Source organism: Natronomonas sp. EA1 (assembly GCF_051195035.1).
In the GTDB taxonomy this organism is placed as follows: Archaea; Halobacteriota; Halobacteria; order Halobacteriales; family Haloarculaceae; genus JBNTJV01.
Window position 1 is genome coordinate 143,032 of sequence record NZ_JBNTJV010000003.1, and the last position, 13,000, is coordinate 156,031.

General features: G+C 59.6%; 14 protein-coding genes and 1 pseudogene. 5 read left to right on the plus strand and 10 right to left on the minus strand.

Features of this window, described 5'->3' with window-relative positions:
- Window positions 1-137 precede the first annotated feature (137 nt).
- The 3 genes from ACQUQR_RS10270 to ACQUQR_RS10280 form a co-directional block, all read right to left on the minus strand.
- Entirely contained in the window at window positions 138-1,916 is a 1,779-nt protein-coding gene (locus tag ACQUQR_RS10270) for a hypothetical protein (RefSeq protein WP_435196385.1), read from the minus strand.
- Between the two features lie 6 nt (window positions 1,917-1,922).
- Window positions 1,923-2,357: a hypothetical protein gene (locus ACQUQR_RS10275; RefSeq protein WP_435196386.1), complete on the minus strand. Its 435-nt coding sequence runs from the start codon at window positions 2,355-2,357 to the stop codon at window positions 1,923-1,925.
- Between the two features lie 231 nt (window positions 2,358-2,588).
- Window positions 2,589-3,002 carry an ArsR/SmtB family transcription factor gene (locus tag ACQUQR_RS10280; protein WP_435196387.1) on the minus strand — a complete coding sequence of 138 codons (414 nt, stop codon included), beginning with the start codon at window positions 3,000-3,002 and terminating at the stop codon, window positions 2,589-2,591.
- Window positions 3,003-3,100: 98 nt separating this feature from the next.
- On the opposite strand from ACQUQR_RS10280, the gene ACQUQR_RS10285 reads away from it, so the two are divergent.
- Window positions 3,101-3,721, plus strand: coding sequence for a DUF7509 family protein (locus tag ACQUQR_RS10285; RefSeq protein WP_435196388.1), 621 nt, complete (start codon window positions 3,101-3,103; stop codon window positions 3,719-3,721).
- Here ACQUQR_RS10285 and ACQUQR_RS10290 read toward each other — a convergent pair.
- The 3 genes from ACQUQR_RS10290 to ACQUQR_RS10300 form a co-directional block, all read right to left on the minus strand.
- Entirely contained in the window at window positions 3,705-4,673 is a 969-nt protein-coding gene (locus tag ACQUQR_RS10290; RefSeq protein WP_435196389.1) for a transcription initiation factor IIB, read from the minus strand. The genes ACQUQR_RS10285 and ACQUQR_RS10290 overlap by 17 nt on opposite strands.
- Window positions 4,674-4,743: 70 nt before the next feature.
- On the minus strand, window positions 4,744-5,661 hold the full coding sequence (locus tag ACQUQR_RS10295) for a DUF955 domain-containing protein (protein ID WP_435196390.1): 918 nt from the start codon (window positions 5,659-5,661) through the stop codon (window positions 4,744-4,746).
- A gap of 152 nt (window positions 5,662-5,813) precedes the next feature.
- Window positions 5,814-7,046: an RNA-guided endonuclease TnpB family protein gene (locus tag ACQUQR_RS10300; protein WP_435196391.1), complete on the minus strand. Its 1,233-nt coding sequence runs from the start codon at window positions 7,044-7,046 to the stop codon at window positions 5,814-5,816.
- Window positions 7,047-7,104: 58 nt separating this feature from the next.
- On the opposite strand from ACQUQR_RS10300, the gene ACQUQR_RS10305 reads away from it, so the two are divergent.
- Both ACQUQR_RS10305 and ACQUQR_RS10310 read left to right on the plus strand, forming a co-directional pair.
- Window positions 7,105-7,242: a hypothetical protein gene (locus ACQUQR_RS10305; RefSeq protein ID WP_435196392.1), complete on the plus strand. Its 138-nt coding sequence runs from the start codon at window positions 7,105-7,107 to the stop codon at window positions 7,240-7,242.
- Window positions 7,243-7,380: 138 nt separating this feature from the next.
- Window positions 7,381-8,778: an ATP-binding protein gene (locus tag ACQUQR_RS10310; RefSeq protein ID WP_435196393.1), complete on the plus strand. Its 1,398-nt coding sequence runs from the start codon at window positions 7,381-7,383 to the stop codon at window positions 8,776-8,778.
- Window positions 8,779-8,975: 197 nt separating this feature from the next.
- On the opposite strand, the gene ACQUQR_RS10315 is transcribed toward ACQUQR_RS10310, so the two are convergent.
- From ACQUQR_RS10315 to ACQUQR_RS10330, 4 genes and pseudogenes are all read right to left on the minus strand, one after another.
- On the minus strand, window positions 8,976-9,413 hold the full coding sequence (locus ACQUQR_RS10315) for an SWIM zinc finger family protein (RefSeq protein ID WP_435196394.1): 438 nt from the start codon (window positions 9,411-9,413) through the stop codon (window positions 8,976-8,978).
- 98 nt (window positions 9,414-9,511) lie between these two features.
- Window positions 9,512-10,102: a DUF6735 family protein gene (locus tag ACQUQR_RS10320; protein ID WP_435196395.1), complete on the minus strand. Its 591-nt coding sequence runs from the start codon at window positions 10,100-10,102 to the stop codon at window positions 9,512-9,514.
- Window positions 10,103-10,260: 158 nt separating this feature from the next.
- Window positions 10,261-10,554: a hypothetical protein gene (locus ACQUQR_RS10325; RefSeq protein WP_435196396.1), complete on the minus strand. Its 294-nt coding sequence runs from the start codon at window positions 10,552-10,554 to the stop codon at window positions 10,261-10,263.
- Window positions 10,555-10,630: 76 nt separating this feature from the next.
- Window positions 10,631-11,365: pseudogene (locus tag ACQUQR_RS10330) on the minus strand (IS6 family transposase).
- A gap of 115 nt (window positions 11,366-11,480) precedes the next feature.
- Here ACQUQR_RS10330 and ACQUQR_RS10335 point away from each other — a divergent pair.
- Both ACQUQR_RS10335 and ACQUQR_RS10340 read left to right on the plus strand, forming a co-directional pair.
- Window positions 11,481-12,281 carry a nucleotidyltransferase domain-containing protein gene (locus tag ACQUQR_RS10335; protein WP_435196397.1) on the plus strand — a complete coding sequence of 267 codons (801 nt, stop codon included), beginning with the start codon at window positions 11,481-11,483 and terminating at the stop codon, window positions 12,279-12,281.
- The gene (locus ACQUQR_RS10340; RefSeq protein ID WP_435196398.1) at window positions 12,274-12,792 is read left to right on the plus strand and encodes a hypothetical protein; all 519 of its coding nucleotides are present in this window, start codon (window positions 12,274-12,276) and stop codon (window positions 12,790-12,792) included. The genes ACQUQR_RS10335 and ACQUQR_RS10340 overlap by 8 nt, the downstream gene beginning before the upstream one ends.
- Window positions 12,793-13,000: the final 208 nt, after the last annotated feature.

The following is a 13,000-nucleotide window of genomic DNA, read 5'->3' on the forward strand; positions in this document are numbered from 1 at the left end:
CTGTCCTTCAACCCGAACGTCTTCGAACGAGTCAGTTGAACCACGTTGCTGAGTCCCAGCAGTACAGCCAGCGAGTCCAGCAATCGCTCCGACGATCCCTCCAAGTACAGTTCGACGTGAGTGTGAGTGCGTATCCATTAGTATCGACTCCGTGATCCGAAGACGGTCCCCAACTGCCTGCCAGCGTAGGCCGCCAGCGCGAACGGCAGGAACCAGATGAGTCCAGTCGTCAACAGTTCGAGCCACCCGGTGACGGTCCCGAGTGGATGCCAGCGCGCTGTATCGGCCGCGGTTGTGTACGCCGGGTCGTGCGTCAGCCACGACCCCGGCACGTAGCGAGCGGTGTACACGCCCGGCTCAGAAACGGTGACTGTCGCCATCCCCGAGGCGTTCGTTTCTAGCTGCTTGCCCGCGAGCTCGATGTAGCCATCCCGACTGTCCACGATCGGCTCGTACCGGACATCGTTCGTCGGGGACAGCACGATCGGCTCGCCGGTCTCGGCCTCCGAGAGCTCGACGAGCAGACGAGCCTGCGCGTCAGTCTGGGAGAGAACCCGAACGTCGATGGTGCTCTCACGGATGACCCGCGGCTCGCTCTCTCGATGGAGGGTGGCGTTCACGCCACGGACGATGCCACGAACGCGAGTCGTCTCCGGCTGCCCCACGCTCGTCCGAATCGCGAGGCCGTAGGAGGTGGTATAGGGCTGCTCGACGACATCGACAGTCACGTTCTCGGGGAGTCCAGCACTCGGGGAGGGACGCTCGATTCCCCACACCTCCAGCAGTTCCGGTCCGTTGCCCGTCGGCTCCGTACGAGGCCCGAGCTTCGACGGGTACGCATGCACCGCGACGGGAAGCGCGGGGGATGGGGTTCGCGTGGTCCCCCGTACAGTCGAGCGGACGAGCGTATCCCAGCGCGTGTCACGCGCGGTGTAGAACCGCCATACGCCACGCACGCGGTGTGAATCCGTCAGTTGGATGCCCTGCCACGGCACGTTCCGGAGGACGGCAATCCCCCGATCGCCGTCTGGATACCGAGCGGTGGACACCTGCGTACGGAGGTCGTAGGTGTGGAGCTCGACGGTATCCGAGACGGTTACCGTCTCACTGGTCACCGTGGTCCGGGTCGTTGTGTGCGTTTCGTTGCTCCACGTCCTGTTTGCCGACGTGACGTTCGCCCCGTTTGCCGACGTGACGTTCGTAGTGTTCACGATCGTGACGGCTTTCGTCACCTCGACATGGATGTCGGCTTCCAGTCGAAGCGTTTCCGAACCGCCCGACAGTTCGTACGGGAGTTCTGGTCGATGCGTGCCGGCGTCGGTTGCGATCACCTCGCCATCTCGGCGGAGGCGGACCTCATCGATACGATGGCTCGCCAGCGAGTAGCTCGTGGTCCGTGAGCCGACGGTGGCCTGCTCGGGAACCGCCACTCGGTAATCAACGATACCACGAAGCGTTCCGGTCGGCGCGGCGTATACCACACTCTCGGTCGGCGTGGGATGCGTCGTCGTCGAGGGCGTGACGGCGAAGACAGTCGCATGGGCATCGCGAACGAGCAGACCGTTCATGACGGCGGCGTGTGGCGGGTACAGCGAGACGTCTGCCCCACCGGGAGTGAACTCCTCGTGGTCGGCCCGCGTCCACCGAGCGGCGGTCGACGGCGGCTGTGTGAACGTCAGGTCGGTCCCGTTCGCGAGCTGGTGGACCGTAGTTCGGTTCTCGCCGTAGGCATCGCGATACGCCGCGTTGGTGATGTAGCGGCTGTCATTGTCGCCGCTCCACAGCGTGGCTGCCTCGCTCTCGTTCAGACCGTTATCGTCAGTCCCCGGCCGCGGCGGGTGTGCTCCCGAGATTGGAGCGAGGCTACTCACGAGGAGTACCGTAAGCAGCATCGTGACGACCGAGGTGTGGTACATCCGGATTCAGAACGGAATCAGGTCGACACACTGGGCGATCGGCAGCTCCATCGCCGAGCCAGCGACGGTGAAAAGCGGGCCCAGTACGACGAGCGTCACGGCCGACTTCGTTGCCCCGCGCTTGTGCTCTTTCAACCGGGCCTTCTGCTCACGCCCGAAGGTGAACATCGACATGAGTGCATCGGACTGCCAGACGACGAGCAGGCCCATGAGCCCCAGCCCAGTCGTGATCTGGACGAACCCCTCGATCATGTTCGCGAGCGTGCTGGAGTCGTCCTGACACACGGGATTCGCGGCGGCAGATTGGGCGGCAGCCGGACTGGATGCCAGGACCGTCACGAGCACACAAACGAGGAGCAGCTGGCCAATCGCACGACGATGAGGAAGTTGCCGTTGGAGACCGATGACGATACGAGTCAGCGAACTGAACAGATTTTCCATTACTATCACTCACTCTCACAACCCCATATTAAAACAATTCGATTGAGCTGAAAGTTAGTCTATAAATTCACATATAGAGAATAGAAGTACTTGTCTGACGTTCATTTGGCTAGTTCTATTCTAGAAATATACTATTTGGTACGAGAATGTCTTCGTGAGCTCGTTTCGAAGGCCACCAGAACATGTCAACTACCATTCAACAGCGAGAGAGTCCCGCCTTGCGGTGGGCAGTCACTCCATAGTTGAACTGTCGTACATCGCTTTGAACGCTTGCTCACCGCGAATCAGTGTATCGACGCCATCGGTGAGCGTCACCTCACCGAGAACGGTCGCTCGGTAGTACGTGTACAGACCGTCCTGGCCCCGCTCGGTGCGCTGCCGCTTCTCGACGAGGCCGACATCGACGAGTTTGTTGAGGTGATAATGAAGGGTACTGTCGTCGATATCGATTGCTGCTTCCAGTTCTTTGGGACTCATCGCCCCGCTGTGGACGAGCCGGTACAGGATCTCATAGCGGGTCCGATGTCCCACGGCAGCGTGCATCGCGAGATACTCATCGAGAGTGAGAACACTATCCTCCGGCAGAAGGTCTTCCGGATCCTCCGGGAATTCCCCACCGACGGCCTGTGTGTTGTTCGTCGCCATCTTGAGTGGGAGTACGGACGAGAGAAACTTAGGTGTTCTCAAGCCAGTTATTACTGAAAATGCCGTATTTTAAATAGTGTCGGCAAGCATAGCCGAGTATGACTGTAGAGGTCACGCGCGAGTTGATTATCGAGCGGTTAGGCCGCGTCAGATATGACCGGTTTCTCTTCTATCTGATGGGGCCGTACAAGTCGTTCAACCTCAACTACGTGCTCAGCGAAGGGGAACGGCGCGATATCGACGTGGAAGACCTCCCAGGCCCGTTGCGCCGTCTCTTTCAGAGCAAAGACGACATCGACGCGGCACAGGCCCTCTTGCGGCGGGTACAGGGCGAACTCCGCGTCACTCCAGGGGTGAATGCGTTTCTGGCGCTCGATGTCGATGTGGATACCGATGAGGTGGACGCGGCAACCCAGAGTATCGAGTATACGAGGTGTAGTAATGCGACTGCGTTCGTGCTACCGTTTCTCGGACACAACTTCGGCGTCGGAGAAGAGGCAGGGAGTATTCTAGAGGCACTCGCAGAAACACACGGAGACCGGCTGGTCTTCGTTCACGAGAACGAGGTCACGAGTGCAATGATTCGGTCGGCACGGGTACGGTGGGATTTGCGAGTCGAAACATACGAAACAGAAGCAGAGCTCGTTGCGAAACTTCGGTTATTCGCGGGCAACATCATGCACCGAGAGCGCCGCGGCGAGCTCACTCCACTGGACTGAGTGGTGGAATCCCCTCTGGAAGCGTTTCGACAGTCGCGTCCAATTCGTCTCGATACCGCCGCGCCGTCGGGATCGAGACATCGGCCACCGACGCAACTGCTTCCTGGGTAACCCGATGCTGTTCACCGGCCAGTTGCATCCCGACGAGAAGCGCTCCAGCAGCGACCCCCGAGGGGGTTGACCCGCGCACATCCGGCGTCTCATCCGCGTCCAGCACGGCTCTCGCATGGCGTTCAACCGCTTGTGAGAGTTCGAGTTGCGAGACGAACCGCGGAAGGAATCGCGTTGGACAGATGGGGGCCGCCGGAAGTCCGAGCTCCCGATTGAGGACGCCGTATCCGTTTCGCACTCGCTCTGTAGAGACTCTCGCCACCCGGCCGATGTCTCCAACCGTCTGTGGTCGGCCGTCGCACCGACACGTCGCGTAGACACTCGCTGCAGCAATCGCCTCAATCGACCGCCCGCGAAGGAGATCTGCATCCTGTGCTGTCGAGAAAAGTCGACACGCCCGGTCACGGAATCCAGTGTCGAAGCCGAGGGCACCACACATCCGCCGGATCTCGATGAGCCCCTGCATCTCGTTCCGCTCCGCCTTGCTTCGATGTTGCGCACGCGAGTGCTCGCGCCGAAGCCGGTGTAGCTGTCGCCGCTTCTTCGCCGAGAGCAGCCGCCCACGTGCGTCCTTCTGATACCCGATTTCGGTGGAGAGGCCTCTGTCGTGTCGTGCGGGCGTGCGGGGAGCCCCCGTCCGTTCCCGAGTCGGTCCATCGTCGAAATCCCGCCACTCCGGTCCCGTATCCACCTGCTGGTCCGCGAGAATCAGCCCGCAGTCATCACACACCGTCTCCTGCGTGTTCATCGTCACCCGTCCCTCGCACTCCGGGCAGGTGTTCGCGCTCGTTTGTTCGGTCGATTCGTCGTAGTGCCGTTCGTAGACATCTATCCTCTGCATTCAACTCACGAGACACGCCTTCCAGCGCCCCTCGCCCGTCAGGGGCTCATAAAACAAACCGCGGTCGCGGTCACGCTGCAGTGAGCGTCTCGATTAGCTCCACCGCCGTCGCGCTGATCCGCCCGAGGCGTTCCTGAAGCACCCCCGAATCGTCCCCCTGCCACGCCGCGATGTAAAACGCCGACCTGCTGGTGTCCAGCCCGAAATACCGACCGACGATGGACGCGACCGCCTCCGCTTCCACCTCGCGTTTCAGTCGTTCATCCTCGGCGATGGTCCCACTATGCAGTAGTGCGTGGGCGTACTCGTGTACCAGCGTGGTCGCGAGATCGGCCTGATTCGACCGGGACTTCGCCTCGACGACCGGTGGAGACTGGTACTTGCAGACGCCCTTCGAATCACCATGCGTCCAGTCGTCGCCCTCGACGACACGGACGGTCACTCCGAGGTCGTCCGCTGCATCCAAGAGCGTCGGAACGAGTTCGTCAGCCTCGCCAACCGCCGCGGTATCCAGGTCGGGGAGGGGTTCGCCCTCCGTCTGGGAGATGTCGAACACCGGCACGGGTCGGAAGCCGACGAGTCCTTTCGACCACTCCGCAGGAGGGGTCTCGTCGTACGCACACTCACTCTGCTCATGATAACTCGGGGAGTTCTCGCACTCGGGACACCGCGTCGTGATGATCGGAGCCCAGATCCAGATCGCCTGCTCGCCTTCCTTGACATGCCGGTCGAACTCGCTTCGCCACGTGTTGTACCCCGCAACCTTCGTCGCCTCGGGACACTGGAGCGTTATCAAGAGCGTGTTTCGATGGGAGTAGTCGTGGAACCGACTCTGGACATCGAGCCACTCTTCGAACTGCTCGCTGGTTCTCGCGTCGTCAACGCCTGCGGCGAGGTCGTCCAGCCATTCTTGGATCGTACTGTGCATCTCGTCGTGTCGCGTCTCGCTCTCGTCGAACGAGACCGACGGGTCACTGGTCATTGCCATAGTTTTCAGAAACTCGAATTACTGCGAGTACGTCAGTTCAGGACGCCCCGCACCCGTCAGGGGGCGACAAAACGAGCTGTATTGCAGTGACATCCTCGCCCGCCCTAAAGGGCGGGGCTTCCTACAAGGGAAGCCTCGCGTCGAGGGAGGTTTCAGGACTGAAACGCCGCAAGCGTCGTCTGTCCGGGTTTCGGACTCGGCGTGCGGTGTCCTGTGGTGCTGTCACAAGCACTCCCGTCCCGTGGCGAGTCATCGCCCGTCGGTTTCAGCGACAGGCTCTCTCCCCACGGGTTGAGGCGACCGGCGATGTTGGCCGCCGCGTTGATGTCCGCTTGGTACTCCGTCACCCAACACTCCGAGTTCGTGCATCGGAACGTCGCCTGCGAACTTCGAGAACCAAGATGGCCGCAGGCGTGACACGTCTGACTCGTGTACGCCGGGTTGACCTTCCGCACCGGGATACCCGCTTCGAGGGCTTTGTCTTCGATGCGTCCGGTGAGACGTGCGAACGCCCAATTGTGGAGGCGACGGTTCATCCACTTGCCGTAGTCGAGGTGTTCGCGGATGTACGACAGGTCTTCGAGAACGATAACCGGGTTCTCGAACTGTCGTGCGTACTCGACGGCTTCGCGGGATGCCTTCTCCACGATGTCCGTGAGGGCGTTCTGGTAGTGGTCGAATCGTTCGTCCACGCGCCACTCGGCGTCGCGCGCTTGGAGACGACGGAAGGTCGTGAACATCTCTTTGCGGAGGTATCGCGCCCGTCCGCCGTCGTAGATGTACGGTTGGGTAGGAGTACCGTCCCGACAGGCACAGCCCGTCAGGAGTTTGGATTCACCGATGTCGAATCCGACCGGCGTCGGGTCGTCCGGTTCCTCTGGTTCCGCGACCGTGTATTCGACGGTGACGTGAAGCACCCAGTTGGTGCGGTTCTCTTGCAGTCGGAACTCTCCGACCGTTACGTCGCCGTCGAGCAAGTCCGCCCACAAGTCGTGTTGGGCGGGGTTGATGCGGAGTGGTATCCAGAAGGCGTTGCCACGCCCGGCCTGCGGAACGCGCCAGCAGAACTCATGTGTTCGGTCCTCGGAGTGGTCGAAGTTCCACCCGCGGTTCGTGAACCGAACGGGGTGGTCGTCGTCCAACTCCGAAGCGTTGTACGTGTCGCGGAGTTGCGGGACGTAGTTCTTGAGCGCGTCCTTCGCGTAGGACGTGAGAGTGTAGCCGGTGACGACATCGTTGACCGCCGTCTGCGTGTCCGCACCACTCTCAAACGCGTCCGAGAGCGCACGGCGGTAGGTCGCCACGGTCCGCTGAAGCCGACGCTCTTTGTGCGCCGTCGGGGGCGCAAGCGTGGCTTCGAGCGTTTTCGTGGCGGTGGCGGTCATCCGACAGTACCACGGACAACCCGAAGGTACATAAGACTATGGGATAAGATACTCATGTATGCCAAAGAGCATCCACATCAAAGTAGACGAGGAGCAGTACGAGGAACTAAGCGAGTTCAAAGAGCGGCGCGGGTACACGTGGAAAGGCCTCCTTCTCGAAGGCTACCGCGCGCTCGACACCGACGGAACGCAGTAGTTGGACAGATGGCTAAGTGTCGCATTCCTCCCCGCCCCAAGGGGCAGGGTTTCCTGCTTGTAGAAAGATGATGGAGGGATTTTACTCGTCGACCGCCGGAAGCCATAAGTCATTATTGCGATAATGATTATTTAGAGTATGACCTTCTACAACCGTGTGGACGAACTCGAGACACTCACGTCCGGGGTCGAGTCCCCAGGCTCGGACTTCATCGTCGTCTACGGTCGCCGTCGTGTCGGCAAGACGGAGCTGCTCAAGGAGTTCTGTACTGACGTACCGCACGTCTATTTCCTCGCGGCGCAGGAAGCAGAGCACCGCCAGCGCGAGAAGTTCATCGACCGCATTGCAGACCACTTCGACGACAGAGTTCCCCGCATCGATGGGTGGGACGACGCCTTCCAGTATCTCGGTGAGAAACTCGCCACTGAAGATCTAGTCGTCGTCATCGACGAGTTTCCCTATCTGGTCGAGGAGAACGATTCGGTTCCATCCTACATGCAGGAGTTCGTCGATGAGCACCTCCACGAGACTGATTCGATGTTGGTGCTATGCGGGTCGAGCGTGAGTACGATGGAATCGGAGGTCTTGGGCCACGAGAGTCCCTTGTATGGCCGTCGAACGGCACAGCTCGACGTGCAGCCGTTCTCGTTCAAGCAGGCACGTGAGATCATCGAGTACGATATTGCGGATGCGATTCGGTCGTATGCAGTCACTGGTGGGACACCGATGTACCTCACGCTGTTCGACTACGACCGATCACTCAGGGAGAACGTACGATCGCGACTTCTGTCACCGACAGCGGTCCTGTACAACGAGCCGGAGTTCTTGCTTCGCACCGAACTCCGGAACCCTGCTCGGTACATGAGCATCCTGGAAGCGATCGCCCTGGGACACACGACGCCAAACGAGGTGGCCGGCGCGACGGCGATCGACTCGGGCCCGCTCTCGAAATACCTACAGACGCTTCGGCGACTCCGACTGATCGAGCGTGAGGTGCCCGTAACTGCCTCTCAAAAGAAGTCGAAGCGGTCACAGTACCGAATCGCAGATGAGTTCCTACGGTTCTGGTTTCGGTATATCGAGCCGAACCGCTCCAGTATCGAGGAGGCCCCGAATATCGTGTACGACGGGACGATCGCGCCCGATCTCCCGACCCACGTCGCGACGACCTTCGAAGACGTGTGTCAGGAGGCCGTCTGGGAGGCCATCCGACGCGGCGACGTTCCACCCTACTCCGCGGTCGGTCGGTGGTGGTATCGAGAACACGAGGTCGATATCGTCGGCCTCGCGCCGAACGACGACCGACTCCTGCTCGCCGAGTGTAAGTGGACGTCGGAGCCTGTCGGAGCGGCGCTCGTCGAGCGTCTACGAGAGACGACAGCGCATGTCCGGTGGGGGCCTGGCGACCGAGAAGTGCGCTATGCCCTGTTCTCGAAATCTGGCTTCGTCGAGGGGCTCGAAGACGACCTCTCCGAGTCGTGGTCGCTGTTCACGCTCGATGATATCGACAGCTTGCTGCGTTCTGCGTCGCGCTGAGCACCGAATACGAACGTAGACGGTGTTTCTGGCCACGTCTCTCACCACGGACTCTCACCGGAAGCGTGGTGTGTGCCCTCCGTCACACGACACTGAGACAACAGTCACGCTCCCGGTTACAACCCTCGCACCCGTCAGGGGGTTATAAAACGAACCGAGCGCCCCTGCTGGACGTACGGTGGGCCTCGGACCTGCGGTCAGTCCTTGGGGAGCGGCTTCAGCCCTCGATGAAAACACTCCCAACACGGGAAGTCATCGCAAAGCTCCGGGCAGGCACACCACTCCGGCCGGTCCTCCTCATCCTCAGGAGGGGACGCGTCGACGGCTTCCGTGCCACCGTCCGCGATTGCCTGTGGAGCGTCCAGTTGCTGTGCAGCTGCAAGCACCGGAGTACGAATCGCCACGGCCAATCGGTGCTTGCACGCTGGCGAGTAGTGGTTGTCGGCCGGACAACTGCAGTGGCTGGGAACGCCGTCAGCGACCGTGACGAGATATTCGTGTTCATCGGGATTCGCATGGCTCCCGTTGCGGACAAGAACGCCTTCGTCTAGGACAGTAAAGGAGAACGCCTCGTACTGCGCTCGTTTCAAGAATCGATTCGATACGTCGAGTTTGGTAAGGACATGATCTGGCACGTTGCTCGGGCACGTGGGGACGCGCCTCGCCCGTCGAGGCGCAAACAAAATCTCCCAGAGGTGGCTACCGCTGGCGTCGAACCCGAATCGTGGTCAGGTCACCGACCGCCGCGCGTCTGTTCGCGCACGTATTCGAGTGCTTCGTCGAGGTCGAAGGCGCCCCTATCGATCATGTCCCCCACGACGCGTTTCACGCCCGCGAACTGCCCCTGGATGTAGCCATCCCCGACTGGCTGCCCATCGTGCCAGCGAACCTGCTGCAGGACGCCATGCCCGACCGTGGGACTGTCGGCGATGCGCTCTGAATCGTACTCCAACCCCAGCCAGAGCGTCCGAAACGCCGTCACCTCGAACTCGTGGCAGACCGTGTAGAACGCCTCGTGCTGCAGGAAATCCAGGTGCTCCGTAATCGCCTCCTCGAACGTCACGTCCGTTGCCCGTGGGACCGGCTCGACGTCAGTCAAGATATCACCCGCCAGATTGTACCGATACGAGAGATCCTCGATGGCTTCACCGGCTGCCAGGGCATCGAAGACCTCCCGTGCCCACTGCGAGGGCACTTCACCACCGAAGGGAGTTGCCTCCGCAACCCGGTGTTTCAGTCGGAGTTGACACGCTCCCCAGTGGGAATAATGCAAGTTGAATCGTCCGTTCTGCCGTTCGTACGCGATGAGTGCTCGATGGCCCATTTGAAATCGAGGCACGCTTTCTGGTGCGCCCCTCGCCCGTTAGGGGCCAATAAACTCTCTGTGCGACCAACTAGTCGCAACTGGGGTGTATGCTAATACAATGGATTACTACCCCTTTCCGTGACTCTCCACATTCCGACCGAGGGACCGAAGCCGAGTTATCTCGAATAGCTTCCCAATGCTAGGAAGAAGGCTACCCCTAACCATGCAAGAATGAACCCCCCGAGTCCGGAGAAAGCATCTGTGATCATTGCGGAAATTGCGGTTGTACTCAGCGCTACAATGATAGTGATCACTGAGAAGAAAACTACTCCTGGCCAGAATGGCAGCAGTCGCCCGTCGCTCCGGTGAACACCGATCGAGCTGCGTCTCCCGCCGAACATCTCGTTGAAGGAATACCCAATAAGTACTCCAATCAGGGCCGATACACCCACAGTGGTTAATGTTGCCATATATTCACACGAGAGATGTAGAGGATAATAACGATGTCCTGACCGGAGTGTAAGTGTTTCCTCTGGCTGGCACTGTCTAGTTTAGCACCTCCTCGACCGGCGTTCGTCCGTCGAGCGATTATGCGGTCGCTGAAAATTATAGTAATGAACGAACACTGCAAGCCACTGGCGGACGCTCAGCGGACTTCCCACCCACGAGTTGTGGAAACGGTCGACCCTCATTTTGAACGTGTGAAACCACTTTTCGATGAGGTTTCGCTCGGTGTAGTTGACCCGACCGTTCACACCTAATCGAAAGAATGCAGTCCGATAACCGAACGCATCGGCCAGAAACACCGTATCTGAACAGTCGTGTTTCTCGCAGAACCCGTGGAGAAACGCAGCCGCGAGATCGGTTCCGTGACGCTTGAACAGCGCGACATCAAGAATCACTTTCGTGTCGAGGTCTATTGCAGCATACAACCAAGACCATTCACCATTGATCTTGACAGCAGTCTCGTCGACCGCGACCCGCCTCGGCTGCGCCGTCCTCAGAACGCTTCGCGTTCTGATGGGCTGCGGGAGAGCATTGCTCTCCCGAACGTCGGCGGGTCGGAAACACTGTCAGCCAGCCGATGTACCCACTAAAAAATCGCTTGAAACGAGCGTTCTACGCCGAGAAGTCGGAGAATAGCTTCTATCTCTCTAACGACAAACCGGCAGCGTGGAGTCGAACGGCGAACGCCTTGACGGGCGTCGCCGTTCGCTCCCGCTGCCAACATTCATAATTCGCCGTTTCCAACGACTCTGTGAGCAGTTCTAGGTCGAGCAAAGCACTAGGTCTACGAACTGCTCGCTTCTCAAATTAGCCTAACTAGACAATGCCGGGCAGTCTACAGCCCCCATAGTACTAAAAGTATAAATATTAAAGAGAACTAAGGTGCCGTATGCAGAGTAATAGTTCAGAGCCACAAAAAGTTCCTCGGCTCGATGGAGGTGGGCTTGCCATTCCGCTTCCGATACGGGACGGCTCCCTGTTCAAGCACAGCTCCACTGCCTATATTCTCAACTTCCTCAGTGACAATCCCGACATCAACGTCTCGATCAGACAACTCTCACGAGTGACACCCCACAGCGAACGCGCGACCCGTGAAGCCATAGACGTCCTCGAAGCCAACGAGCTCATCGAAACGTTCCACAAGGGAAACGCCCGACGGGTGCACATCAATAGATCGCTGCTCCACAAGCCCACTGATCCCATTCGAAGCATTCCACAAACGGAGTTCCACACCCCGGTCCGGATCGCACAGCACTACATCGAAGACGAACTCGAAGATGTGCTAGGCATCGTTCTGTTCGGGAGCGTCGCCCGAGGCGATGCCGACCGGCAATCAGATATCGATCTCTGGGTCCTCGTCGGGGGGGATCAGATGCAGCAACGGCACGCCGCGAACAAACTCTCGAAGCAACTCGATAGCCTCCAGATACCGCCTTCAGTCGCCGTCACCGATGCGTTGAACGCGGATTTCGAAAGCGGTTGGAGCCAAATTAGAGACACGCTCGAGAGCGACGGCTGGAACTGGTCTTCAGCACAACGATATCGCTTCGAAATCATCGTCGAAACCCCGCAATCCATCATCAACCAAGCGGACAGAGTCGACGCCGAACAACTGTTCGGGGGCGGAATCACGCTCCGCTCGTCGGAAACGCTCGAACGAGTCAAGATGGAGGTTCTCAATCATGAGTGATCCCACCGAGCTGCTGGATGAGATTGCGGCGGCAGAGGACGCCTTCGGTCACGCGGATGGCCGTCCGACGTTCGAACCCGGACTAAATGCCTCCCCCGACGCTAGCGAAGGCGAAGTGCAGATACAGAAAGCCTGCCGCCTCCTCGAAGTATCCACAGTGCTTGATAACGCTGGCGACTACTACGGCGCAATTCTCGAGCAGTCGTTCATCGTGATTGAACACACGTTCCAAGGATATCTCATTGCAGTCGCAGGAACAGACCCGCATGAACTCCGCAATCACCAGTCTCCCTACGAGTTCGCGAAGGGACAGGTCCCGCTGGAAGACGCGACGATCGAGTCGCTTCACGGGCTCTACGACACTCGGCGGACAAGGCACTACTACGGGACAACTGTCACGACCAAGACGCAGGCCAAGCGGATGCATTCTGTGGCGAGCCAGATCCATTCCCACATCGTCTCATTCGACCACGACCTTCAGGCATTCTGTCACTGCTCCGAGTGCGGCTGAGGGTGCGAACAGGGTCGACAATGGCTCCCACATAATACTCCGTTTACTCATACCCTGAAGTATGATTATTCAAGGTACGATAGTTGCCACTATCGGCAGTCAGTTTGTTGACACCGACAGGTCGTGGCTGCGCGCACAGCGCCAGCGAGCACGGAGCGGAGGGTGGGGAGGAGGGCGTGGAGAGGTGGCTCATAAAAAGAAGAAAACG